This window comes from Pseudarthrobacter sp. IC2-21 (genome assembly GCF_034048115.1).
GTDB lineage: Bacteria > Actinomycetota > Actinomycetes > Actinomycetales > Micrococcaceae > Arthrobacter > Arthrobacter naphthalenicus.
On record NZ_CP139145.1, the window covers coordinates 2067254 to 2092169 of the forward strand.

A 24916-nucleotide genomic window follows, 5' to 3' on the forward strand; every position below is an offset into this window, starting at 1 on the left:
ATGACTGACACATATACCCGGCTGGTCAGCCAGGGACTGGGTAAAGACCTTGCCAAGCGGCTCGGCTTGCCGCAGCCCGCGGTGTTGCGCCGCTACACCCCGGGCCAGGCCCTCGTCAACGGGCCTGTCCTGGTCCAGGGGAGTACCCCGGGGGCTGACGAGTTGGCCACTACGCTGCTGTCGTGGAACCTGGACGTGCGCCGGCACGCGGTGCCCGGCGAAAAATTAGGTGCCATCATTCTTGTCCTGGACGGGCTGGCCGCGCCCGCAGACCTTGAAAAGCCGGTGCTGTCGGCGGCGGCCTCACTCCGGGACCTCGGGCCGAGTGCCCGGTTCATTACCCTTTCGCGGCCAACCGCAGAAGCCGGCAGTCCGGCCGAGGCGGCGGCCCGGCAGGGGGTGGACGGCTTCGTGCGGTCCCTGGCCAAAGAACTCCGGGCGGGCGCAACGGCAAACGGCATTCTTTTGGCGGACGAGGCACAAAGCACCAGTCCGAGCACCCTCGGGGCGCTTCGGTTCTTCCTGTCCGGGCGCTCGGCATTCGTCGACGGCCAGTTCCTGACAGTCAGCAGCGCGAACGGCGTTCTCCCGGCCGATCCCGACCAGCCGCTCGCCGGAAAGGTGGCTGTGGTTACCGGGGCGGCACGCGGCATCGGCGCCGCCATCGCGCGGACGCTGCACCGCGACGGAGCCACCCTGGTGCTTGTGGACATCCCGGCGGCCGGAGACCACCTTGCCGCCGTCGCCAACGAGGTACACGGCACCGCTTTGCAGCTGGATATCAGCCATGTGGACGCGGGTCAGCGCATCCTCGAGCACACCCTGCAGCGGCACGGGCGCCTCGACATCGTGGTTCACAACGCCGGCATCACCCGGGACAAACTCCTCGCCAACATGGACCACGCGCGGTGGAACGCTGTCCTGAACATCAACATCGGCGCGCAGCTCAGGATCAATGAAGCCCTGCTGGCCTCGGACCAGTTCCGTGGTGCACCCCGGATCGTCTCAGTGGCGTCCACCAGCGGCATCGCAGGCAACCGCGGCCAGACCAACTACGCCGCCTCCAAGGGTGGCGTGATGGGAATGGTTCGCGCCACTGCGCCGTTGCTGGCTGCCCGGGGCGGCACCATCAATGCAGTAGCACCCGGCTTTATCGAAACGGAGATGACCGCACGGATTCCCTTTGCCATCAGGGAGGTGGGCCGGCGGCTCAACGCCCTGCAGCAAGGCGGGCTGCCCTCCGACGTGGGCGAGGCCATCGCCTTCCTGGCCAGCGATGCCGCGGGCGGCATCAACGGTGACATCCTGCGGGTCTGCGGACAGAACCTGGTGGGAGCGTGAGTGCCGCGCAGCCGGTGATCCTGGGGGAGGTGCCCTCTCTTTCGAAACTGTATGTCAATGCCGCCGCGCAGGCGGCGCGCCGCCGCATCCTGGGGACGCATGGCACCTCAACCCTCCCGGAAACCGGCCATGAGGTACGCGGTGTCAGGGCCGACGTCGCAAATTTGACCGCCTACCAGCACCTGATCGGTCTGACCGCGCGGGATACGCTGCCCGCCGGCTACCTCCACGCGCTTGCTTTCCCGCTGGCCATGAGCGTGATGAACCGGGACGATTTCCCCTTGCCGCTGCTGGGGATGGTCCACTTGAGCAATTACATCGAGCAACGCTCGCCCGTGATCTTCACAGATCTCCTCGACATCAGCGCCAGGGTGGAGAACCTGCGCGGGCACCGGGCCGGGACCCAACTGGACGTCATCGCCGAGATCAGGAGTGCCGGTAGGCCGGACATCCGCTGGACGGGCCGCTCGACCTACCTCGCCAAAGGAGTGTTCCTGCCAGGCATCGACGTACCGTCACCCCAGAACGGCCGGCCCGATTTTGCGCCGCCGCACCCGACGGCGGTGTGGGACCTCGGGGTGGAAACAGGACGGGCGTACGCGGCCGTTTCGGGTGACTTCAATCCGATCCACCTGAGCGCGCTGTCGGCCAAGGCCCTGGGCATGCGGCGCTCCATCGCGCACGGGATGTACCTGGCATCCAGGGCCCTCGCCGACGTGGGGCCGGTGAAGGGCGAGTCGTTCGGCTGGGACGTGACCTTCGATGCGCCCGTCTATCTGCCCGGGCGGGTTGCGCTGGAAATCACCACCGGCCAGGCGCCGGGCGGAGGGTGGGAACGGTCCGGCTATGTGGCATGGAACCCCCGCTCCGGCCGCAAGCATTTCAGGGGTTCCGTGGCGCCACTCTAAGCGGCTGGACGAACGGCGCGGAGAATGCGGTGCAGGCTCAGGAGGATGGATTCGGACGCCGTCACGGCGCCGTCAGTGCTGCTCCCGTCGGACCCGGCCATACAAGCCTCCACTGCAGACTTCGCCGCAGCGAAGAGGCGCCGCTGCTCCGGCTCGTCGTCATGGTGGAACGAGGCCAGCAGTTGTCCCGTGCTGTCCAGCGCTGCGGCCAGCGGTTTGCTGTCCTCGAAGGGCACCTCGTAGGGAACGTCGTCAGCCCAGATGACATCGGAGAGGACTTCGGTCATGTCCTGGATGTGGAACGTGACCCGTTCGAGATCGCGCAGGTTACGGTAATCGAGGTCCAGGTCCCGCGGATGGAACCGCCGGCGCGGATTGGCCCGCCGGCTTTCATCAGCCTCCTGCACAAGATGGCGAACCGTCCGTGCCGCTTCCGCCAGCTCGTCGGAGCGGCGGGACCAGTCCTCATGCTCGGGCGGCCATTGTTCCGTCAGGGCCGCCGCCATGTCGGTCAGCTGCCTGCCCAGTGCCAGCCGGAGTTGGCCCAGGCTGTTGGCGGCGGCAGCAAAGTGCAGTGGCGGAAAGACAAGGAAATTGACGGCAATGCCAACGGCCACTCCGGCGCCCATCTGGATGAGGTAGCCGAAGGAAAAGGAGTCCGCATTGCTTCCGCCCACCAAGAGCACCAGTAGCGCCGCCGTCGGGATCCAATCACTGCCGGAGCCAATCCGGGGCAGGCCGCCCAGCAGGACTCCTATGCCCATGAAAACAGCCACGGCAAGCGGCGACGGATCACTGATGCTGACCAGGACAAAGGCCAGCCCGATGCCGATGGCCAGCCCGACCAGCGTTTGAAGGCCCTGCCGGACTGATCCGGCAACATTGTGGTACATCGCCACCAGAGCGCCCAGGGGGGCGTAGTAGGGATACTCGGCGGCGGAGCCGGGCATCAGCGGTGCTATGGCGAAGGCCACGCCGGCTGCCAGCGCTGACTTTGCCGCCAGCTGCAGGCGCTGGAGGGTGAAGGCAGTGGAGAGACCGGCAATGGCGTTTCGCAGCAGCCGGGTCCCTTTCGATCGCGGCCGGTCCGGCCCCGTGCGTGTATCGCCCATCACGCCCACGTTAGGCCCCGCCGTGCGCCGGTACAAGGAGCCGGGGACCGCCGGCTGTTCGCGGCCTTCAGGAAATCCCTTCCGGGTCTGCAGAGGCACCATGGCCCGGCGCGACCTCCTCGCCGGGCCGCACGGGACCCGGGGGAGTGCCGTCGCCGAAGGGCCTGCCGCCCAGTGCTTCCCTGCCGTGGGGCTCCAACCAGTTGGACAGGTCCGGGCCCTGCGGCACGATTCCTGTGGGGTTGATGTCCTCGTGAACGATGTAGTAGTGCTGTTTGATCTGGACAAAATCGATGGTGTCGCCGAATCCGGGCGTCTGAAACAGATCGCGCGCGTAGCCCCAAAGTGCGGGCATTTCGGTGAGTTTCTGCCGGTTGCACTTGAAGTGGCCGTGGTAGACGGCATCGAAGCGGGCGAGGGTGGTGAAGAGCCGGACGTCGGCCTCGGTGATGGTGTCACCGACCAGGTACCGCTGGCCCGTCAGGCGTTCCTCCAGCCAGTCCAGTGCGGTCCAGAGCCGCGCATAGGCAGAGTCGTACGCCTCCTGGGACCCGGCAAATCCGCAACGGTAAACCCCGTTGTTGACTTCGGTGAAGACTCGCTTGTTGACCGTGTCAATTTCCTGACGGAGGTGCTCGGGGTAGAGGTCCGGGGCGCCGGGCCGGTGGAACTGCTTCCATTCGGTCGCGAAGTCCAGGGTGATCTGCGGGAAGTTGTTCGTGACCACTTCGCCGCTGGCCACCTCCACAATGGCCGGCACGGTAATGCCCCGGGGATAATCCGGGAACCGCCGGAAGTAGGCACTCTGAAGGCGTTCAATGCCCAGTACGGGGTCCACGCCGCCCGGATCCAGGTCAAAGGTCCACGACCGCGCATCGTGGGTGGGCCCGGGCTGGCCGAGGGATATGGCTTCCTCCAGGCCCAACAGCCGGCGCACAATTACCGTCCGGTTCGCCCACGGGCAGGCCCGTGCGGCGATGAGCCGGTAGCGGCCCGGCTCCACCGGCCAGCCAGGTTCGCCATTCTCACCCGGGCGGCCGTCCTTCGTGATCCGGTCCTCGATGTAGTTGGTGTCGCGGTTGAACTCCGCGCCACCGGTTACATAGGCGCCTTTGGTGCTGTGGTTTCCACCATTGTCGAGGTGGCTGTCCGTGGTGTCGTCGGTGGGTGTGGGGGCGGGCTGGGTGCCCGCTGGTTCCTGGCTCATGAGGACAAGCCTAGGCTCCCGCGGCCAGAATTGAAGATATGGGCTGCCATGCCACCAGCCAGCAGCCGGCAACAACAGCGAGGAACATTGCAATCCAGACGCCGGAGGGGACTGAAGTTGCGCGGTACAGAATATACGCATCGGAACTGGCCAGCCGGTCGCGGCGCCGCAGATGAACATTGGTGAGTTTGGCGAGATCGCGGACCGCGGCGACCAGCAGGGCCACCCCGAGGCAGATGGCCACGTGGCCGGTGAAGGCGTGCGGGACGAAGATCACCAGCAGCGCGCCGCCTGTGATCGCCGTAACGGTAATCACGATGCCGGCGAAGTTCCTGATGAACAGTAGCGATGCTATGAGGATGAGGGTTCCGGTGGCCAGGGCCGCGGGACCCCAGCCGCCGAACCCGGATGTCACCAGGGCAGCACCGGTTACGGCGGGAACGGGATAGCCCCAGAATCCTGACCACACAGCTGCCAGCCGGCCCCGGCTGTAACTGGTGGTGGTCCCGGAGTGGTCCAGTTGCAGCTTGATTCCGCCAAGCCTTTGTCCGCTCATGACGGCTGCGAAGGCATGACCGAGTTCGTGGGTGGCGGTCGCAAGGAGTCCGAAGTACTTCCAGGTGGCCCGCGGGATGGACAAGGCAGTCGCCAGCACGAAGACGATGGCGAGTTCGGCCAGCGTGACTTGGGGGACCGCGGTCCGGCTAAAGATCTCGAGGACGCGGTGCCACAGTTCTTCGGAACTCAAATTCGGGGCCTGCCGGACAGAAGGTAGTAATTCTCAGCCATAGCCCTCTACCGTACTAGAGGGACGGTTCACCGCTGTCCTGTTGCCCTTGGGCACTGAACGAATTGAGGAAGACTGTGACCAGCCTGAAAGACCGCCTGCACGCGGACGTTGTGACCCACATGAAGGAGCGGAATAAGACCGCACTGACGACGGTGCGCAACGTCCTTGGCGAGATCGAAACGCGGGAAAAGTCGGGCAAAACGCCCGTCGAACTGGACGACGCCCAGGTGACAGCGCTGCTGCAGAAGGAAGCGGCCAAGCGGCGGGACACGGCAAAGATCTACACGGACGCCGGCGAGGCCGGAAGGGCCGCCGCGGAGATCGCCGAGGCCGAAGTCATTGAGGGCTACCTGCCCAGCCCGCTGACGGCCGCCGAAGTGGAGGCGATCGTTGATGAGACCATTGCCGGGCTGCGGTCCGAAGGTGTGGAGCCCGGTCTGCGCCAGCTGGGAGCCGTCATGAAGCCGGTAACCGCGAAGATCGCCGGCCGCTTTGATGGAAAAGCCGTCAGCGAGATTGTCCGCAGCCGTTTGGCCTGAGACCGGCTCCAACAGACCGGAAAGGCACGCCGACAATGGGTGGGCGTGCCTTGGTCCTGCGGGCTGGGTTTCCAGCCTGACCGGTGGTGCTGCGAAGGTCCGGAATTAGCCTTCGCAGTCCGTGCAGTAGCTGTGGCCGTCCTTCTGCCGTGCAATCTGCGAGCGGTGACGGACAAGGAAGCAGGAGTAGCAGGTGAATTCGTCCTCGGCCTGGGGGATAACCTGCACGACCAGTTCCTCGGCAACGAATTCGCCTCCCGGGACACCGGCGCCGTCCAGCCCGTCTGCTTCATCGAGCTCGAGCACCACGCTGCGCGCGTCCGGTGCGTTGGCGGACTGCAGTGCCTCGAGCGAGTTGTCCTGCGACTCCTTGACGTCGGAGCGAAGTTCATCGTAATCGGTTGCCACTTAGGTGTATCTCTTTTCTTTGGTTCGTCTGTCGCGTATGCAACGTACAGCATCCAGCTACTATTCCCCAATAGGCTGGCGGAAAAATTTGTCTGTGGCGCCGCAAGGAAGTATGGGCAAAACGCCGGGACTCAATCGGCAAACCATAAGAGTACGCCAAACGAGGCTCGCCGATACGCCATGGTGGGCGGGAGCGTGGAGACTTTGTTCACATGACGCGACGCATCTCACTTTGGTTCCCTCGGAACGGCCAGCGTACCCGCGTGCGCAGTGGCACTGGACCATCAGTCTTTCGCTGCATTTGCAGGTGACCGAACAACATCAGAACCATTAGCCAAGACGTTCCTTGTTGGCCTCCCCCAGAGTGCTACCTGGTGGGGTTCGCACCGTGACATGGTGAAATGGTGCCCTGCGAGGATAGGGCCTGTGCAGTTCGTCCTGGCCCATCCAGCGAGGACCTCGACGATGCCCTTGAATGCCGGGCTTCCTACGGCCCAACGATCCAGGTTCTTTTTGACCGGCATAAAGTGCAACGGGGTGTCCTCGTTGTCCGGATCCTGGTCGAGTCGATCCTCACACCCGAGTGCTCATCCATGGACTGTCCCCTTCAGGCCACACATGCCTTGAGCGTTGCCGGTAACGTCGGTCGCCATATTTAGCCGGCAATCCCGCCCGGCAACTTTGGTCCCTGCACAAGAGATTACCTGCCACGCGAGTCCGTTGGGGTGCAGGTGTCTTTGGAACGCCCGTGGACGAAAGGGGAACTCGCGTGGGCGGGAACGAAAAAAACCCCTAGAATCCTTGGATTCTAGGGGTTTTCCCTTGTGCGCGGAGGGGGACTTGAACCCCCACCCCCTTTCGAGGACTAGCACCTCAAGCTAGCGCGTCTGCCATTCCGCCACCCGCGCAGGTGGTAATTCGGAGAACGTTTCCGCCTTTCAGCGTTTCGCTTTTCTCCGAAGCAGCGAGAAAGACTCTACATGAACTTTCCTGGAAGATGAAATCGGAGCGGATGGGTAGGCTGAAGGCACGCGAATCCGCCCTTGGTTCCCAGCAGCCGCCCATCTTTATGAGGAGAGCCCCATGACCGAAATCCGCCCCGAAGATGAAGTTGTCCGGATCTGCCAGGAGCTCATCCGGATCGACACCTCGAACTACGGTGACGGTTCGGGGCCCGGGGAGCGGGCTGCTGCCGAGTACACCGCGGGGCTGATCGAGGAAGTTGGCCTCGCTGCCGAGATTTTTGAATCGGCGCCGGGGCGCGCAAGCGTTGTTACCCGGATGGCAGGCGAAGATCCGTCTGCCAGCGCGCTGGTGGTGCACGGACACCTTGACGTCGTTCCGGCCCTGCGGGATCAGTGGTCCGTGGATCCCTTCGGTGCAGAACTCAAGGATGGACTCATCTGGGGCCGCGGGGCCGTGGACATGAAGGACATGGACGCCATGATCCTGTCCGTCATGCGGGATCTTGCCCGATCCGGCCGCCAGCCCAAGCGGGACATCGTGTTCGCCTTCTTTGCTGACGAGGAAGCCGGCGGCGAATACGGCGCCCGCTACGCCGTGGACAAGCGACCGGAGCTGTTCGAGGGCGCCACAGAGGCGATCTCGGAAGTGGGCGGGTTCTCGGCCACCATCGGCGGGCAGCGCACGTACCTTCTGCAGACAGCCGAAAAGGGCATCTCCTGGCTCCGCCTTGTGGCCCACGGCAGGGCAGGACACGGTTCGCAGATCAATACCGACAACGCCGTAACGAGGCTGGCGGCAGCCGTCACCCGGATCGGCCAGTACAAGTGGCCAATTGAGCTCACCCCCACCACCCAGCAATTCCTGGACGGCGTGACGGAACTCACCGGCGTCGAATTCGACCCGGACAACCCGGACCGGCTGCTGGACCAGCTGGGCACGGTGGCGCGCTTCGTCGGCGCGACCCTCCAGAACACCACCAATCCCACCCTGTTGAAGGGCGGCTATAAGCACAACGTCATCCCGGAGTCGGCAGAGGCGCTGGTGGACTGCCGGACGCTGCCCGGGCAGGAGGAACAGGTCCTGGAAATCGTGCGGGAACTCGCCGGATCCGGTGTTGATGTCAGCTACGTGCACAACGACGTCTCACTTGAAGTTCCTTTCGCCGGGAACCTGGTGGACTCCATGATCGATGCACTGCACTCCGAAGACCCGGGAGCCAAGGTTCTGCCCTATACCCTTTCCGGCGGCACGGACAACAAGTCCCTGAGCCGGCTGGGCATCACCGGCTACGGTTTCGCGCCGCTCATGTTGCCTGACGACCTGGACTTCACCGGAATGTTCCATGGTGTGGACGAACGTGTGCCGGTGGACTCCCTGAAGTTTGGTGCCCGGGTCCTCAACACACTCCTCACCAACTACTAGGGGCAGGGACATGACGCCCGAGGAAGTCCTCCCGGACCACCTGCTGGAAGGCATCCGGGCCCGCGCCGCGGGCTACGACCGGGACAATGCCTTCTTCACCGAGGATCTTGAGGAACTGACCGCCGCCGGTTACCTGAAGCTTTTTGTCCCAACGTCCGACGGCGGCCTCGGCCTCGGACTCGAAGCGGCAGCTCAGTGCCAGCTCAGGCTGGCAACGGCGGCCCCGGCAACCGCCCTGGCAATCAACATGCATTTGGTGTGGACCGGCGTCGCCCGGTTGCTCGCCGCCAGGGGCGACGACTCGCTGGGCTTTGTCCTCCGGGACGCCGCCCGCGGCGAGGTCTTCGCGTTCGGCAACTCCGAGGCGGGAAACGACTCCGTGCTCTTTGACTCGAGGACGGTGGCAACCCCGGTGCCGGACGGTGCGTACAGGTTTACCGGGAAAAAGATCTTCACCAGCCTCTCACCCGCGTGGACCCGCCTGGGTATTTTCGGCAAGGACGCCGAGGCCAGAGGAGGGGAGGGGGAACTGGTGCACGGTTTTATAGACCGGGATTCCGCCGGCTACACCATCCTGGAGGACTGGGACACCCTGGGCATGCGGGCAAGCCAGTCCAACACCACCGTGCTGGACGGCGCGGAAGTCCGCGCAGACCGCATCTTCCGCAAATTGCCGGTGGGACCCAACGCCGACCCGCTGATCTTCGCCATCTTTGCCTGCTTTGAATCGCTGCTGGCGGCCGTTTATACGGGCATCGGCGAGCGTGCACTGGCCCTCGGCGTGGAAGCCGTGAAGCGGCGGACCTCGTTCAAGAACGCCGGCAGAAGCTACGCCCAGGACCCGGACATCCGCTGGAAGGTGGCCGAGGCAGCCATGGCCATGGACATCCTCTATCCCCAACTGCTGGCCGTAACCCGCGACGTCGACAACCTCTCCGATCACGGCGCGCAGTGGTTCCCCAAACTCGTTGGGCTGAAGGTGAACGCCACGGAAACCGCACGGCGGGTGGTGGACCTCGCCATCCGGGTCAGCGGCGGCTCCAGCTACTTCCGCGGTTCCGAACTTGAGCGGCTCTACCGGGACGTGCTGGCCGGAATGTTCCACCCGTCCGATGACGAGTCAGCGCACAACACCGTCGCCAACGCCTGGCTGGGGCCGCTCGAAACCTAGACGGTCCGCTGGTCTCCGCACCCTAGCCCGGGGTTTTCATGGGGGTGCCGCTGGGTTGGCGTGTTAATCAGGGAAAGGGTGCTCTGAGCTGGGAAAATAGTGGTTGTCGAGACCGTTATTTGCCGAGCGAGGGAGCACCCTTTCGATGCAGAAGTCTACCGCTGTTTTCCCGTCCCTGCCGGTCAGTTTCACCGGCCAGTCGCTGATCTCCCACGCGGGGGTTTCGGTGCTCGCCGGCTTCATGGACGCGCTGGGTTTCGGCAGGCTGTGCGAGGACCGGCTCGGCCAGTTTGTTCCCTCGGGAGCGAAGCACCGGCCTGGCCGGCTGGTCGGGTCCCTTGCCGCGATGCTCGCCGCGGGAGGTGAACACGCCTCGGACCTGGATATCCTGCGCTCCTCACCCGGGGTCTTCGGTCAGCTGCCCTCGAACGCGACCATGTCCCGGTTCTTCGAACGCACCGTGGCGAACCCGGAGCTGTTCGGCTACGGATTCGAGACCCTCACCCGGGAACTGCGCACCCGGGCCTGGACCGCCGCCGGGAACCGGAACCCGGCCCTGACCGCAACAGCCGCGGATCCGCTCATCATCGACATCGACGCGACCCTGGTGACCTCACACTCGGACAAGGAAAACGTCGCCGGTACCTACAAGGGCGGCTACGGATTCGCCCCCTTCATCGCCAGCGCCGATTACGGGGCCGGTAATGGTTCCGGGGAAATCCTCGCGGCCGTGCTCCGGCCAGGGAACGCCGGGGCGAACAGCGCCGAGGACCACATCCGGGTCTTCCACACCGCCGCCGCCCAACTCCCCGACGGGTTCTTCACCGACACCGGGGCCTTGGCCGGGGAGAAGGTCCTGGTCCGCACCGACAGTGCCGGGGCCTCCAGGAAGTTCCTCTGGCACCTGCACAGCCTGGGCGTGCAGTTCACCACCAGCTACACCCTGCCGTTCGGCAAAGCCCACATGGTCGACTGGATCAGTGACAAAGAGTACTGGCAGCCGGCCCTGGACCAGTCCGGAAACGACCGGACCGATGCGTGGGTCATCAACGCCACGGACGTCATCCCGCTCACCGATTACCCTCCGGGCACCAAACTTTTCCTGCGCGCCGAGCCGCTGCATCCGGGCGCGCAGCCGACCCTGGTCGATGTTGACGGGCACCGGATTACCGCGTTCCTGACCAACTCGCCGCGCTGGCACGGGCCGTTCCTGGACGCCAGGCACCGGGCCCGGGGCCGGTGCGAGAACAGGATCAAAACCCTGAAAAACACCGGCCTGGGCAAGCTGCCGTTCTTTGATTTCGCGGCGAACCAGGCCTGGGCGAACATCGCCGCGCTGGCGTTCAACCTGGTGTCCTGGCTCCAGCTCGCCGCCCTCCCGGACGGCCACCGGGCCAAGGGCTGGGACATCAAACGCTGGCGCTACCGGCTCTTCGCGATTGCCGGGAAAATCATCACCCGCGCCCGCCGCACCCAGCTCCTACTCCCGGAATCAGCGCCAGAGAAAGACCTCGTGAAACTGCTCCTAGACAACACCAGCCAGCTCAAAGTGTTGCTCTCCCCAGGCTGAAACAGGGCCTTTACCCTGTCCCGACGAGCAGCTCCCTCACCGGAAGTGGAACCGGCGCCAACCCAGCGAACCAACAGGCCACACCAGACTGCCCGAAAACAGAAAACAAAACTCGGATCAGCCGCAGGCGCAAAACCGCGACCGTCACGGCGCATCATGAAAAATCGGGGCTAGACGGTCCGCTGGACCTGCATGACCCGGCGGCGGAGCCAGAAGCGCCTCGCTCCGCCCATGTACAGCACGCTGCGCTCCAGTTCCCATTTGCCGTACTCGGAGTGCTCCACGAGCCGGCGACGGGCCTCAGGCAACGAATCCACGGGGCTGACCGTCAGTACAAGGTACTCGTACTGCTTCAGAAAGTCCCGCTCGCGACGGACCGAGCTGGTGAGAAATTGTTCCTTCATTGCTCTCCATTTTCGTCCTTTTCCGGCTAACGTGAAGTCATGAGCATCGATCCGCGTGTCGCGCTTCAGTCCCTGACATCCGCCTTGGAAGAACACCTTATAGCAGCATCCAACAGGCGAGGGGATGGGGACCCCGCCGTCGAAGCGGCATTTTTTGCGGTCGCAGATGCCTTCGAAGTTTACGAAGACGCGCTCTACGAGGCGTACAGCGAAGTGACGCCCCTCCAGGTCTTTGACGACGAAGAGGACGAGGACGAGGAATCCGGCATCGACGATGACGAGGACCTCGAAATCGTCGAGGAATAACACGCGTCGTCCTTCAGTCTCCTCAGCCGCGGCGGCCCGCGCAACCTTAGCCGGGCTGGGACACGTCCTCCAGCGCACACGCTATCTCCGGGGGTAGCTGGGTCAGTTGGGCGGCGAGGATCTCCTTGGCCTGCAGCGGCGTCCGGGGCCCCACGATGGCGGTGGCCACACCGTGCTGCGCCAGCAGCCAGCTCAGCGAAACGTCCAACGGGGTTCTGCCCAGGCCCTTCGCCGCCATGGAAACGGCCTCCACCACACTCGAGGGCCCCGGCTGCAGATATGGCTCCACATAGGGCGCAGCATCACCGCGTGCGGCCCTGGAATCAGCCGGGATGCTGCCCCGGTATTTGCCCGTCAGCACCCCGCGCCCCAGCGGGGCCCACGCCATCAGGCCCAGGCCCGCGTCCTCGACGGCGGGGATGAGTTCCGCCTCCGGCGTCCGCCGGACCAGGGAGTACTCGGCCTGCGCGGCAACAAGGGGAAATCCGGCAACGGCGGCTGCTTTGGCGCTCTGCCAGCCGTTGAAGTTGGCGATGCCCGCATAACGGGCGCGCCCGCTGCGGACCGCGAATTCGAGGGCTGAGAGCGTTTCTTCCAAGGGAACATTGCCGTCCCAGGCCTGGGCGAACCATACGTCCACGTAGTCGGTCCCCAGCCTCGCCAGGCTCGCATCCAAAGCACTCAGCATCGCGTTCCGGGACGTGTCCACCGCCCGCCTGCCGTCCGACGTCGAGGTCCCAGCCTTCGTGGAAATCGACACTTCGGTGCGGGAGACCACGTCACCCAGAAGCGAGCCGATCAGCGCCTCGGAGCCGCCATCGGAGTACGACGCTGCGGTGTCGATGTGCTTTCCGCCGCCATCAACAAAGGTGCGCAAGATGTCCGAGGCGTCCTGCTCGTCGGTTTCATTGGCCCACGACATGGTGCCGAGGGAAAGGGCGGAGACACGCAATCCACTGTTGCCGACGTAACGCTGCTGCATAGCTGCAAGCTTACGGGGAATCAACAGGGCGCATGACGTAGTGTCTTAGCGTGAACTGGATTGAGGCGGCCCTGCTGGGCCTGGTACAGGGTCTGACCGAATTTCTACCGATTTCATCAAGCGCGCACCTGCGGATTGTGGGGCAGTTCCTGCCCAACGCCTCGGATCCCGGGGCGGCCTTTACGGCCATCACCCAGCTGGGAACTGAAACGGCTGTGGTGATCTACTTTTGGCGCGATATCGTCCGGATCGTCAAGGCCTGGGCCGGGTCGCTGGCGGGGCGGGTTTCGCGCCAGGACCCTGACGCACGCATGGGCTGGCTGGTGATCCTCGGCAGCCTGCCCATCATCGTGCTGGGCCTGCTGTTCCAGGACCAGATCGAGTCAGTGCTGCGCAGCCTGTGGATCGTCGCCACCATGCTGATCGTTTTTGGTTTGATCCTGGCCGTGGCGGACGCCGTCGGAAAACAGGACCGGGACCTGACCCGGCTGAGTTACAAGCACGGCATCCTCTACGGATTGGCCCAGGCCATGGCGCTCATCCCCGGTGTTTCGCGATCCGGTGGCACTATCACCGCCGGCCTCCTGATGGGTTACACCCGCGAAGCCGCGGCACGCTATTCGTTCCTGCTCGCCATCCCGGCCGTGTTCGGCAGTGGCTTGTACCAGCTGTACAAAGTGGTCTCGAAGGATGGCATCACCGGACCGTTCGGCCTGCCGGAGACTGCACTGGCCACCGTCATCGCCCTGGTGGTGGGCTACATCATCATTGGCTGGTTCCTCAAATTTGTCTCCACCCGCAGCTACCGGCTGTTCGTCTGGTACCGGATCCTCCTCGGCCTCGCCCTCTATCTCCTGCTCGGTTTCAATGTCATCAGCGCGTAGAAGTAGGCTTGGGCTGTGAAATCCTGGATCTCCCGCCCTGTTCCTGTGCTGCCCGGCGCCACGCCGGCCATCCGTCTGTTCGATACCGCCCTGGGGCGTGAGGTCAGCCTGCCGGCCAGTGGTGAGCAGTCGATGTACGTCTGCGGCATCACCCCCTATGACGCCACCCACATGGGCCATGCCGCCAGCTACGTGGCGTTCGACCTCCTGAACAGGGTCTGGCGCGACGCCGGCCTTAAGGTCGCTTACGTCCAGAACGTCACCGACGTCGACGACCCCCTGTTGGAGCGCGCCACAGCCACCGGAGTGGACTGGCGTGACCTCGCGGCGAGCCAGATTGAGCTATTCCAGACGGACATGGAAGCCCTCAACGTCATCGCCCCGGACCACTACGTCGGCGCGGTCGAATCCGTGGGCCTGATAGTTCCTGCCATTGAGCGGCTGCTCGAGCTCGGGCTTGCCTACCGCGTGGCCGGCGCCGCAGGAGAGCCCGACGGCGATGTGTACTACGACGTCGAGGCCGCCGGGAAGCAATCAATGGCCCCGGACGCCTGGACCCTGGGTTCGATCTCCCGCCTTGGGGAGGCCGAAATGCTGGAGTTGTTCGCCGAACGCGGTGGCGACCCCGGCAGGGCCGGCAAACATCAGGCCCTGGACCCGTTGCTGTGGCGGGTAGCCCGCGACGGTGAGCCCAGCTGGCCCGGCGGTGAGCTTGGTCAAGGCAGGCCGGGCTGGCACATCGAGTGCACGGTTATTGCCCGGCAGTATCTTCCCGCCCCCTTTACCGTCCAGGGCGGCGGTTCAGACCTGATCTTCCCGCATCACGAGATGGGTGCCGGGCACGCCTATTCGCTGACCGGCGTGCCGCTGGCCCAGCACTACGCCCACGCAGGCATGGTGGGGCTCGACGGTGAAAAGATGAGCAAATCCAAGGGAAACCTGGTGCTGGTCTCCAAGCTCCGGGCAGACGGCGAGGAACCGGCCGCCATCCGGCTGGCCATTCTTGCCCACCACTACCGGTCGGACTGGTCGTGGACTGCCGAGGGCTTCGAAGAAGCCAAAACCAGGCTTGCCACGTGGCGCCAGGCCCTGACGACGGCGCCGGCAGGTTCCGCCGCAAGTCTGATTCGTGACATGCGGTCCGCCCTGTCCGCAGACCTGGACGCCCCGGCGGCACTGGCAGCGGTAGACCGGTGGGCCGAAAGCGCCGTTGCGGCAGCGGGTCCCGGCTGCCAGCAGGATCAAGCCCTGGTGAGCGACGCCGTCGAGGCACTGCTCGGCGTCGTTCTCTGATTCCAACCCGTGATTGCCACAGTGACCGCGGCAGCGGCACGGCCACTGTGGCTCCGCTTTAGGGTTTGTCGCGGCCCCGGCGTTTGAGGTAACGCTCAAATTCACGGGCAATGGACTCACCGCTGGCCTCCGGGAGATCCGCGGTGTCCTTGGCCTCTTCCAGCTGCCGGACATATGCGGCGATTTCCGGGTCCTCTGTGGCCAGCTCATCCACCCCGCGCTCCCAGGCGGCCGCCTCCTCCGCCAGCTCGTGAGTGTCCAACGGGACCTGGAGAAGCTCCTCCACCCGGTTCAGGAGGGCCAGCTGCGCCTTGGGCGAAGGGGCCTGGGCCACGTAATGCGGGACGGCCGCCCATAAGGACAGGGTGGGAATGCCAGCCAGCAATGCCACCTCCGACAGGACGCCAACAATGCCGACCGGCCCCTCGTACTGGGACGGTTCCAGGTTGAGCCGTTCCCGCAACTGGGGATCATCCGAAGAGGTACTCACGGGAATCGGCCTGCTGTGGGGGACATCAGCCAGGAGCGCACCCACCAGGACCACATAGTCAACCTTCAAAGCCTCGGCATGGACCAGCAGTTCCGCCGTGTAGGCACGCCACTTGTACGACGGCTCAATGCCCTGGACAAAGATGACGTCCACATTGGAATCCGGTGCAGCCGCCTTGTAGATGCGGGTGGAGGGCCACTTGATCTTTCGTTCACCCGCGGCGTTCCGGCGGACGGTAGGGCGGGTGAACTGGAAATCGTAGTATTCGTCGGCATCGATGGACGCGACCTTCTTACCGCCCCATGCCTTGTTGAGGTAGCGCAATGAGTCGCTTGCGGCCTCACCGGCATCGTTCCAGCCCTCAAACGCCGCCAGCATCACCGTGATGCGCTCCCCGTCAGCCACTGGCAGCAGGAACTGGTCCTGTTCAGGCGCGGCGCCTGGTTCCGTGGTGTCTCCGTCGAAGCTATTCATTTCTTCACCCTACGTCCAAGGACCGGGGCGATGCAGTGAATACAGGTCCCAAAAAGGCCGCCGGCCGCGATTCCGCCTGCCCGCGGCGGGCCATATTCGCCAAGGGCGTACCCCACGGCTGGCATTCAGCCCCGCACCGTAGACTGAAGCCATGCGATCCTTACCCTCCGATTCACCGCTCCGCGCCGTACTTTGGGACATGGACGGGACCATCGTGGACACAGAACCGTACTGGATCGCCGCGGAACACGCGCTCGTGGAAGCCCACGGCGGCAGCTGGTCGCACGACCAGGCCACCCAACTCGTGGGGCAGGCACTGACGTTTTCGGCCGGGGTCCTGCAGGAGGCAGGAGTGCGGCTGGAGACCAGGGAGATCATCGATGCCTTGACTGCCGAGGTCATTGAGAGCGTCCAGCGCGCCGTGCCGTGGCGCCCCGGAGCGAGGGAACTGCTCGATGACCTGCACCAGGCCGGCGTGCGGTGCGCGTTGGTGACCATGTCCGAAGGGCCCCTGGCCCGCGAGATCGTGGCAAACCTGCCCAAGCCCTACTTTGAGTTCCTGGTGACGGGAGACACCGTCACCCAGGGGAAACCCCATCCGGAGGCGTACCTCAAGGCGGTGGCACTGCTTCAGGAGGCTGACCCGGGACTGACCATCGACCATTGCGTCGCGCTGGAAGATTCGGCACCCGGCGTTGCCGCGGCCCTCGCGTCAGGCGTCGCCACCGTGGCCATTCCGCATATTGTTCCCCTCCCCGAGGATCCGCGGCACACAACCTGGTCTTCGCTGGCGGGGCGCTCCGTGTCCGAACTGGAGGCCATTGCGGCGGGCAGCCTGGCAGCCGCGTCCGGCTCGGAACCGGCTCTTGGGAGCCTGTCTTGAGCGACACGCCGGCCCCAACCCGGAAGGAAGGGATCCGCCTCGGCCGGATCGCCGGGATCCCGGTCATCCTGGCTTACTCGTGGTTTGTGATTGCAGCCTTTACAGTCATCGTCTATGGTCCGGTCCTGCTTCAGCGAAATCCCGCTCTTGGCACCACCGCCTACTACGTGGCCTTCGCGTACGCGTTGCTCCTGCTTATTTCGGTCCTGGTCCACGAGCTGGCGCACGCCCTCACCGCCAAGATCTACGGCTGGCCCACGCAGAAAATCGTCCTCAACCTCTGGGGCGGCCACACCCAGTTCGAGAACTTCACGGCCTCGCCCGGCCGCTCCGTCATCGTGGCACTGGCCGGACCCGCCGCCAACCTGGTCCTCGCCGGCGGGGCCTGGCTTGTGCTGTCCGGCAGCAGCCTGGGCGTTGTGGCGGACACCCTGACCAACATCTTTATGTGGGCCAACTTCGTCATCGGCATCTTCAACGTCCTGCCGGGACTCCCGCTGGACGGGGGACGCATCGTGGAATCAGCCGTCTGGAAAGCCACCGGCAGCCAGGCCAGGGGGACCGTCGCCGCCGGCTGGGCAGGCCGGCTTATTGTGGTGGCTTTGGGCCTTTGGTTCATTGTCATGCCGCTGCTGTCCGGGGACACCCCTGACTTCAGCTTCCTGATGATCACCGTCCTTGTGGGCGGATTCCTGTGGATGGGTGCCAGCGCGGCAATCCAGCAGGGAACCCTGCGCGGCAGGCTGCATCTGGTGAGCGCAACCGCCTTGGCAACTCCCGCCGTCGGCATTCCCGCCACGGCCACCGTGGCCGACATCCGGCGACTCTCGACGGACGGGACTGCGGTGGTGACCTGCGGACCCGAGGGCCGGCCGGAGGGCGTGGTCGACCCGGGTGCCCTCGCTGCGGTTCCCGAGTCTGCTGCGGAATCCACCCCTGCGACGGCGGTCTCGTACGCCCTCGTGCCCGGCGCCTATGTGCCCGAGTGGTCCCAGGGGCAGGAGCTGATCCAATACCTCTCCCAGCTCGAGGGCCGGGAATATGCCGTGGTGGATCACCACGGCGTTGTGACGGGACTGCTGTCGCAGAATGCCATCGTGAGCGCCATCACCGGCAAAGCCGTCCGGTCAAAGAAACATCCGCAGAACCAAAGCCGGTAGAGTTGCATGCCGGCCCTGCACTTGCCGCCGGAAGGCTGCCCCGGGCCTGAACGCGCCGGACGGTCAGACTCCGTGTATGCGCCCACAGTCTTACAGGAGCGAGGAAATTCATGAGCAGCGAATCTGCCGCCGATACCGCAACACCATCCACAACGGCGTTGTCCACCACAAGTGGGGCTGCCGGCGTCACCCAGCCGGTAGGTGCTGCCCGCCGCCGCGGACCTTTCCGTGAAGGCGAGCGGGTCCAGCTGACCGACGAACGCGGCCGTATGAACACCATCACCCTCGAAACCGGGGGAGCCTTCCACACCCACCGGGGCTTTCTTAACCATGATGAGATCATCGGCAAGGCAGACGGCTCGGTGGTGGTCAACAACGTTGGCCAGCAGTACCAGACCCTGCGCCCGCTCCTCTCCGACTTCGTCCTTTCCATGCCCCGCGGCGCCGCAGTGGTGTATCCCAAGGATGCCGGACAGATCGTCACCATGGCCGATATCTTCCCCGGTGCCAGGGTTGTTGAAGCCGGAGTGGGGTCAGGCGCGCTGTCCATCTCGCTGCTGCGCGCCGTGGGCGACAACGGCTACCTCCATTCCTTCGAACGCCGCGAAGAGTTCGCAGACATTGCCCGGGGCAATGTGGAGACGATCTTCGGCGGCCCGCACCCCGCCTGGAAAATTTCGCTCGGCGATTTCCAGGAGGAAGTGGTCCGCACCGAAGCTCCCGGTTCCGTCGACCGCGTCGTCCTGGACATGCTGGCTCCCTGGGAGTGCCTCGACGCCGTCGCCACGGTGCTGGCACCCGGTGGGGTCTGGATCAACTACGTCGCCACCGTCACGCAACTGTCCCGGACCGCCGAGGCCATCCGGGCAGATGGCCGGTTCACCGAACCCGACGCCTGGGAATCCATGGTCCGCGGCTGGCACCTGGAGGGGCTCGCGGTCCGCCCGGACCACCGCATGGTGGCCCACACGGGCTTCCTCCTGGTCACCCGCCGCCTTGCCGACGGCGTCACCGGCATTTCCGTGAAACGCCGCCCTTCGAAGACAGATTTCAACGAGGAAGATGTCAACGCCTGGACCCCCGGGGCAGTGGGTGAACGGCTGGTCTCGGACAAGAAACTCCGCCGCGCGGCACGCGATGCCATCGCCGGAACCAACGTCAAGGACGGCCCGGAGATCACGGAATAGTCCACATTTCGGGAGTCTCCAGCAGTACCTGCCAAGTTGGGGCTAAGGTCTTAATAAGAAGCGCAGGAAGGGGCTGATGCATCATGGAGACGCCGAATCAGGACTCCGGACGTACACCGGCGGAGCAGGCTGCCGCCAATGAGCTGTCCGTTGCCGACAGGCAGGTCAATGTCCTTCGGGACAAACTGCGGCACATCGATCGGCAGCTTGCTGCTGCAACGCAGAACAATACCAAGCTGGTCAGCATGCTGGAGGCGGCGAAAGCCGAGATCCTGCGCCTGAAAAATGCCCTGGACCAGGAGGGCCAGCCGCCGTACAGCTTTGGCACCATCCTGCAGCTCAATCCCCGGCGCATGCCATCAGCCGGGAACAGCGGCCAGGCCGTCACCGAGGAGTCTGCGGACATCTTCAACGCGGGCCGGAAAATGCGGGTGGGAATCAGCCCGCTGGTAAACATCGGCCAGCTGTCCGTGGGCCAGGAAGTCCTGCTCAACGAGGCACTGCTGATTGTTGCCGGCCTGGGTTATGAACGCGCGGGCGAACTCGCCACCCTTAAGGAAATGCTGGGCACGGACCGTGCGCTGGTGGTGGGCCGGGCGGATGAGGAACGCGTCATCAGGCTGTCCGGCGCTCTCCTCGCCGAGAAGCTCAGGGTCGGTGACGCGCTCTCAATCGATTCCCGCACCGGTTATGCCCTCGAAAAAGTGCCCCGCTCCGAGGTGGAAAACCTGGTCCTCGAAGAGGTGCCGGACATCACCTACGAGGACATCGGCGGTCTCGGCCCACAGATTGAACAGATCCGGGATGCCGTGGAGTTGCCCTTCCTGCACCCGGACCTCTACCGGGAACACGGCCTGAAGGCCCCCAAGGGCATTCTTCTGTATGGTCCGCCGGGCTGCGGCAAAACGCTTATTGCCAAGGCGGTAGCCAACTCCCTCGCTGCACGGGCAGCGGAGCGGACCGGCAACGTGGACCTGAAGAGTTACTTCCTTAACATCAAGGGCCCCGAACTCCTGGATAAGTACGTGGGCGAAACGGAACGCCACATCCGCCTGATCTTCTCCCGGGCCCGGGAGAAGGCCTCGGACGGCAGCCCGGTCGTGGTCTTCTTTGACGAGATGGATTCCCTCTTCCGCACCCGCGGCACGGGAATTTCCTCCGACGTCGAGACCACCATCGTGCCTCAGCTCCTGAGCGAAATTGATGGCGTGGAGCGGCTGGACAACGTCATCGTCATCGGCGCATCCAACCGCGAGGACATGATTGATCCTGCCATCCTCCGGCCGGGCCGGCTCGATGTGAAGGTGAAGATCCAGCGGCCTGATGCCGAAGCCGCGGCGGACATCTTCAACAAATACATCACCACGGACCTGCCGTTCCACGAGTCTGACCTCGCCGAACACGACGGCGACGTCCAGGCCACCGTGGACGCCATGATCCAGCGCACGGTTGAAGCCATGTACTCCACGGAGAAATCCAACGAGTACTTGGAAGTCACCTACGCCAACGGTGACACCGAGATGCTGTACTTCAAGGACTTCAATTCCGGCGCCGTGGTTCAGAACGTGGTGGACCGGGCCAAGAAGTACGCCATCAAGGACCTTCTCACCCTGCATCAGAAGGGTCTCCGGATCGAGCACCTCCTGCGGGCCGTCGTGGATGAATTCCGCGAACACGAGGACATGCCCAACACCACCAACCCGGATGACTGGGCACGCATCTCCGGTAAGAAGGGGGAGCGGATTACGTACATCCGCACCATTGTCCAAGGCAAGGCAGGACAGGAGCCCGGCAAGTCCATCGAAACGATGCCCACCACGGGACAGTACCTATGACCGCAGTTCCGGAACGACCCGCAGGGGAATCGCTCCCCGTCGGCGGTGCCATGCGCGTCATGGGTGCCGAGACGGAGTACGGCATCCACGCCCCGTCCGCCCCCGGAGCCAACGCCACCATGATGTCTGCGCGCGTAGTCCAGGCATACGCCCAGGTGACCCGGCAGCGGGCTGCAGGCGGGGCTGAAACCCGGTGGGACTACACCGATGAGGAGCCGCTGCACGACGCCCGTGGCTGGACGCTTGAACGCGCCTCCGCCCACCCCAGCCAGCTCACGGACCAGCCGCCGGTGCTCGACGCCGAAGCGGTGGCACTGGCATACGGCCGCGAGGAACTTGAGCTGGACGGCGAGGATGAGTCCGGCAGCCTGCTGATGAACATGGTGCTCGGGAATGGCGCCCGGCTGTACGTGGACCACGCCCACCCCGAGTATTCCAGCGCCGAGGTGACGAACCCCCGTGATGCTGTGATTTGGGATGCCGCCGGGGATCAGGTGGCGCTGGCAGCGGTGCGGCGCCTTGCCGCGGACCCCGAGCTTCCGCCGATCAACCTGTACAAGAACAACACGGACAACAAGTCCGTCTCTTATGGCTCCCATGAGAACTACCTCATGCCCCGCTCTGTGCCGTTCGGGGACATCGTGCGCGGCCTCACCCCGTTCTTCGTCACACGCCAGATCATCTGCGGCTCCGGCCGCGTGGGACTCGGCCAGGACAGTTCCACGCCCGGCTACCAGATCAGCCAGCGCGCGGACTTTTTTGAAGCCGAGGTTGGGCTGGAGACGACGATCCGCCGGCCCATCATCAACACCCGGGACGAACCCCACGCCACTGCCGACAAATACCGGCGCCTGCACGTCATTATCGGCGACGCGAACCTCAGCCAGTCCTCGAATTACCTCAAGTTCGGCACCACCGCGCTGGTGCTCAGCCTGATTGAGGCCGGCCTGGCGCCCAAGGTGGAGGTCTACGAGCCGGTGCAGGCCCTTCAGGCGGTCAGCCACGATACCTCCCTGACCACGAAACTCAGGTTGGTGGACGGACGCCGGGTGACGGCGTTGGATCTGCAATGGATGTACCACGAGGCGGCGGCCAAACTGGCGCAGGACACAGGCGTTGCCGATGCCGTGGACGGGGACGGCCACACCCACGACGTTCTGGAACGCTGGGCCACCACCCTGACACAGCTCGATGCCGACCGGGGTGCGGCGGCGACGTCCGTTGAGTGGCTGGCCAAACTTTCGCTGCTGGAGGGCTACCGGGAACGTGACAATCTCGCCTGGAGTGATGCCAGGCTGGGTTTGGTTGACCTCCAATGGGCCGATATCAGGCCCGAAAAGGGCCTGTACTACCGTTTCCTGGCCAGGAACCGGATGCAGCGGATTGTCGACGACGCCGTGATCGCCGCCGCTGTGACCGAACCGCCGCCGGATACCCGCGCGTTCTTCCGCGGACGCTGCGTCAGCAGTTTCGGCAAAGACGTGGTAGGCGCCAGCTGGGACTCTGTCATCTTCGATGTCCCCGGCTACGGGCGCTTGCAGCGGGTCCCGACAAGGGAGCCGCTGCGCGGCACCAAGGCCCTTACGGGAGGACTCTTCACCCGGCACCGCACAGCCGGGCCGTTCCTCGCGGAACTCCTCGGGCACACCAGCGCTCCGCCTCCGGCGTAAACCGCCCCGACGGGCTCACAGCGTGGCAATATGGGCGTATCAGCAGATCCGCCCGGATCCGATGATCGCAGAAGGAGAGATTAAGATGGCAGGCCAGGAACAACAGCAGCCACAGTCGCGGGACAGCGAAGTCGAAGACGACATCCCCGAGGCACCGCCCGCGGCCCCCGACGCGCAGGCTTCAGCCGCCACCCAGGGCGTAGATGACCTCCTGGATGAAATCGACGGCGTCCTTGAGTCCAACGCCGAGGAATTCGTCCGCGCCTTCGTCCAAAAGGGCGGCCAGTAACCCGGATCCACGCGGGGCGGTAGCCGCGCACCGGCCGAAAGCTGTACCGACGTAGAAGGACCACGTTCAAGGAGTGCACCAGTGCAGGAATCAACCGCCAACCAGGTAGCCGGCAACGCGACGTCGTCATTTACCGAGCATCTGCAGCGGGACCGGCCGGACCTGCTCCCGTACAACCGTTCGCTGACTGCGGCAGCCGCGCAGGCTACGCCGCTGCAGGTGCCGCACGCCACCACGATCGTGGCAATGAGCTACGGCGGCGGCGTGCTGATGGCAGGGGACCGGCGCGCCACCATGGGCAACGTCATAGCAAGCCGGCACATCGAGAAAGTCTTCCCGGCGGACCGGTACTCAGTCCTGGGCATCGCAGGGACTGCGGGTATTGCCATTGACCTGACCCGGCTTTTCCAGGTGGAACTGGAACACTACGAAAAAATTGAAGGCACACTCCTCAGCCTCGATGGCAAAGCCAACCGGCTTGGTGCCATGATCCGCGGGAACCTTCCCATGGCCCTGCAGGGCCTGGCCGTGGTCCCGCTGTTTGCCGGTTTCGATACCACAGCCGGCGTGGGCCGCCTGTTCTCGTACGACGTCACCGGCGGCCGGTACGAAGAACGCGAGCACCATACGGTGGGCTCCGGCTCGGTTTTTGCCCGCGGTGCCCTGAAAAAGCTCTGGCGCCCCGGCCTGACGGAAGCGGAGGCAGTTTCTGTCGCGGTGGAGTCGCTCTATGACGCAGCCGACGACGATTCCGCAACCGGCGGCCCGGATCCGGTCCGGCAACTGTGGCCGGTGGTGTACACCGTGAACCGCGAGGGTGCCCGGCGCATCCCCGAACCGGAGCTTGCGGCCGTTGCGGGGAGCATCATTGACGCCAGGTCCGCTGAGCGACGGGAGGCCTGAGATGACGCAGCAGTTCTACGTTTCTCCAGAACAACTGATGAAGGACCGTGCGGACTTCGCACGGAAAGGCATCGCCCGCGGCAGGTCCGTGGTGGTCATCAGCTGCCAGGACGGGATTGCCCTGGTGGCCGAGAACCCCTCGCCGTCGCTGCACAAGATCGGTGAAATCTACGACAAAATCGCCTTCGCGGCCGTCGGGAAGTACAACGAATTTGAAAGCCTGCGCCAGGCAGGCGTCCGGTACGCCGACGTCCGGGGCTACTCCTACGACCGCGAGGACGTGACAGCCCGCGGCCTCGCGAGCGTCTACGCGCAAAGCCTGGGCGCCGTTTTCACAGCCGAACAGAAGCCATTCGAAGTGGAACTGGCCGTCGCCGAAGTAGGCGCATCCCCGGAGCAGGACCACCTTTACCGGCTGACGTTCGACGGGTCGATCGCGGACGAACACGGCTTCATCGTGATGGGCGGCCAGGCGGAGCGGGTTTCCGCCGTGATTGCCGACGGCTGGCGGTCCTCGCTGCGCTTTGCTGACGCGGTCCGGCTGGCGATCGGCGGCCTCGCCACCGGCACTGAGCAGGGCGAGTCAGGAGCGACCCTTCCGGCGAAGGCCGTAGAGGTGGCCGTCCTGGACAGGCAGTCGGAAACGGCCCGCGGCTTCCGCCGGGCGTTCCGGCGATTGAACGATGCCGACATTACGGCGCTGCTGGCGGAGGAGGCCTGAG

General features: G+C 64.9%; 24 protein-coding genes and 1 tRNA gene. 17 read left to right on the forward strand and 8 right to left on the reverse strand.

Going from position 1 to position 24916, the window contains the following annotated elements; translation table 11 throughout:
- Together SBP01_RS09520 and SBP01_RS09525 are read left to right on the forward strand one after the other, a co-directional pair.
- Positions 1-1341, forward strand: coding sequence for a 3-oxoacyl-ACP reductase (locus SBP01_RS09520; RefSeq protein WP_320538236.1), 1341 nt, complete (start codon positions 1-3; stop codon positions 1339-1341).
- Positions 1338-2249, forward strand: a complete 912-nt coding sequence (locus SBP01_RS09525) for a MaoC family dehydratase (protein WP_320538237.1) — start codon at positions 1338-1340, stop codon at positions 2247-2249. Before SBP01_RS09520 ends, SBP01_RS09525 begins: the two co-directional genes overlap by 4 nt.
- Here the strand turns inward: SBP01_RS09525 and SBP01_RS09530 are convergent.
- The 3 genes from SBP01_RS09530 to SBP01_RS09540 all read right to left on the reverse strand — a co-directional run bounded on the left by SBP01_RS09530 (position 2246) and on the right by SBP01_RS09540 (position 5316).
- Positions 2246-3295 (reverse strand): FUSC family protein, encoded by a 1050-nt coding sequence (locus SBP01_RS09530; RefSeq protein WP_320538319.1) that lies wholly within the window; start codon positions 3293-3295, stop codon positions 2246-2248. The genes SBP01_RS09525 and SBP01_RS09530 overlap by 4 nt on opposite strands.
- Positions 3296-3428: 133 nt before the next feature.
- Positions 3429-4568: a glutathione S-transferase family protein gene (locus SBP01_RS09535; RefSeq protein ID WP_320538238.1), complete on the reverse strand. Its 1140-nt coding sequence runs from the start codon at positions 4566-4568 to the stop codon at positions 3429-3431.
- A gap of 10 nt (positions 4569-4578) precedes the next feature.
- The gene (locus SBP01_RS09540) at positions 4579-5316 is read right to left on the reverse strand and encodes a M50 family metallopeptidase (RefSeq protein WP_320538239.1); all 738 of its coding nucleotides are present in this window, start codon (positions 5314-5316) and stop codon (positions 4579-4581) included.
- Between the two features lie 116 nt (positions 5317-5432).
- Between SBP01_RS09540 and SBP01_RS09545 the strand changes: the two genes are divergently transcribed.
- Complete coding sequence (locus tag SBP01_RS09545; RefSeq protein WP_320538240.1) at positions 5433-5897, forward strand: GatB/YqeY domain-containing protein; 465 nt, start codon at positions 5433-5435, stop codon at positions 5895-5897.
- Positions 5898-6002: 105 nt separating this feature from the next.
- Here the strand turns inward: SBP01_RS09545 and SBP01_RS09550 are convergent, their stop codons facing one another.
- Entirely contained in the window at positions 6003-6305 is a 303-nt protein-coding gene (locus SBP01_RS09550; RefSeq protein ID WP_056339942.1) for a DUF4193 domain-containing protein, read from the reverse strand.
- A gap of 825 nt (positions 6306-7130) precedes the next feature.
- A tRNA-Leu gene (locus tag SBP01_RS09555) sits at positions 7131-7213 on the reverse strand.
- 175 nt (positions 7214-7388) lie between these two features.
- Here SBP01_RS09555 and SBP01_RS09560 point away from each other — a divergent pair.
- From SBP01_RS09560 to SBP01_RS09570, 3 genes are all read left to right on the forward strand, one after another.
- Positions 7389-8693: a M20/M25/M40 family metallo-hydrolase gene (locus SBP01_RS09560; protein WP_320538241.1), complete on the forward strand. Its 1305-nt coding sequence runs from the start codon at positions 7389-7391 to the stop codon at positions 8691-8693.
- 10 nt (positions 8694-8703) lie between these two features.
- Positions 8704-9864: an acyl-CoA dehydrogenase family protein gene (locus SBP01_RS09565; RefSeq protein WP_320538242.1), complete on the forward strand. Its 1161-nt coding sequence runs from the start codon at positions 8704-8706 to the stop codon at positions 9862-9864.
- 145 nt (positions 9865-10009) lie between these two features.
- A complete protein-coding gene (locus tag SBP01_RS09570) occupies positions 10010-11434 on the forward strand; it encodes an IS1380 family transposase (protein ID WP_275216645.1) in 1425 nt (474 codons plus the stop codon).
- Between the two features lie 170 nt (positions 11435-11604).
- On the opposite strand, the gene SBP01_RS09575 is transcribed toward SBP01_RS09570, so the two are convergent.
- Positions 11605-11838 carry a DUF5703 family protein gene (locus SBP01_RS09575; RefSeq protein ID WP_275214981.1) on the reverse strand — a complete coding sequence of 78 codons (234 nt, stop codon included), beginning with the start codon at positions 11836-11838 and terminating at the stop codon, positions 11605-11607.
- Between the two features lie 39 nt (positions 11839-11877).
- Here SBP01_RS09575 and SBP01_RS09580 point away from each other — a divergent pair, with 39 nt between their 5' ends.
- The gene (locus tag SBP01_RS09580) at positions 11878-12144 is read left to right on the forward strand and encodes a hypothetical protein (RefSeq protein ID WP_275214980.1); all 267 of its coding nucleotides are present in this window, start codon (positions 11878-11880) and stop codon (positions 12142-12144) included.
- 46 nt (positions 12145-12190) lie between these two features.
- Here SBP01_RS09580 and SBP01_RS09585 read toward each other — a convergent pair whose 3' ends face one another.
- Complete coding sequence (locus tag SBP01_RS09585) at positions 12191-13126, reverse strand: aldo/keto reductase (protein WP_320538243.1); 936 nt, start codon at positions 13124-13126, stop codon at positions 12191-12193.
- A 50-nt stretch (positions 13127-13176) separates the two neighbouring features.
- Between SBP01_RS09585 and SBP01_RS09590 the strand changes: the two genes are divergently transcribed.
- Together SBP01_RS09590 and mshC are read left to right on the forward strand one after the other, a co-directional pair.
- Positions 13177-14010, forward strand: a complete 834-nt coding sequence (locus SBP01_RS09590) for an undecaprenyl-diphosphate phosphatase (RefSeq protein WP_320538244.1) — start codon at positions 13177-13179, stop codon at positions 14008-14010.
- A 15-nt stretch (positions 14011-14025) separates the two neighbouring features.
- Positions 14026-15303 carry a cysteine--1-D-myo-inosityl 2-amino-2-deoxy-alpha-D-glucopyranoside ligase gene (gene mshC, locus SBP01_RS09595; protein ID WP_320538245.1) on the forward strand — a complete coding sequence of 426 codons (1278 nt, stop codon included), beginning with the start codon at positions 14026-14028 and terminating at the stop codon, positions 15301-15303.
- A 58-nt stretch (positions 15304-15361) separates the two neighbouring features.
- On the opposite strand, the gene SBP01_RS09600 is transcribed toward mshC, so the two are convergent.
- The gene (locus SBP01_RS09600) at positions 15362-16267 is read right to left on the reverse strand and encodes a PAC2 family protein (RefSeq protein ID WP_275214975.1); all 906 of its coding nucleotides are present in this window, start codon (positions 16265-16267) and stop codon (positions 15362-15364) included.
- A gap of 199 nt (positions 16268-16466) precedes the next feature.
- Here SBP01_RS09600 and SBP01_RS09605 point away from each other — a divergent pair, with 199 nt between their 5' ends.
- From SBP01_RS09605 to prcA, 8 genes are all read left to right on the forward strand, one after another.
- Positions 16467-17150, forward strand: coding sequence for an HAD family hydrolase (locus SBP01_RS09605; RefSeq protein ID WP_414004294.1), 684 nt, complete (start codon positions 16467-16469; stop codon positions 17148-17150).
- A complete protein-coding gene (locus tag SBP01_RS09610; protein WP_320538247.1) occupies positions 17147-18310 on the forward strand; it encodes a site-2 protease family protein in 1164 nt (387 codons plus the stop codon). The genes SBP01_RS09605 and SBP01_RS09610 overlap by 4 nt, the downstream gene beginning before the upstream one ends.
- Before the next feature lie 110 nt (positions 18311-18420).
- Positions 18421-19497, forward strand: a complete 1077-nt coding sequence (locus tag SBP01_RS09615; RefSeq protein ID WP_320538248.1) for a tRNA (adenine-N1)-methyltransferase — start codon at positions 18421-18423, stop codon at positions 19495-19497.
- An 83-nt stretch (positions 19498-19580) separates the two neighbouring features.
- Positions 19581-21332 carry a proteasome ATPase gene (gene arc / locus SBP01_RS09620; protein ID WP_275214969.1) on the forward strand — a complete coding sequence of 584 codons (1752 nt, stop codon included), beginning with the start codon at positions 19581-19583 and terminating at the stop codon, positions 21330-21332.
- Entirely contained in the window at positions 21329-23002 is a 1674-nt protein-coding gene (gene dop, locus SBP01_RS09625) for a depupylase/deamidase Dop (protein WP_320538249.1), read from the forward strand. Before arc ends, dop begins: the two co-directional genes overlap by 4 nt.
- An 85-nt stretch (positions 23003-23087) precedes the next feature.
- Positions 23088-23291, forward strand: a complete 204-nt coding sequence (locus tag SBP01_RS09630; protein WP_275214967.1) for a ubiquitin-like protein Pup — start codon at positions 23088-23090, stop codon at positions 23289-23291.
- Between the two features lie 81 nt (positions 23292-23372).
- A complete protein-coding gene (prcB, locus tag SBP01_RS09635; protein WP_275214966.1) occupies positions 23373-24194 on the forward strand; it encodes a proteasome subunit beta in 822 nt (273 codons plus the stop codon).
- A 1-nt stretch (position 24195) separates the two neighbouring features.
- Positions 24196-24915: a proteasome subunit alpha gene (gene prcA, locus SBP01_RS09640; protein WP_275214965.1), complete on the forward strand. Its 720-nt coding sequence runs from the start codon at positions 24196-24198 to the stop codon at positions 24913-24915.
- The last annotated feature ends 1 nt before the right edge of the window (position 24916 follow it).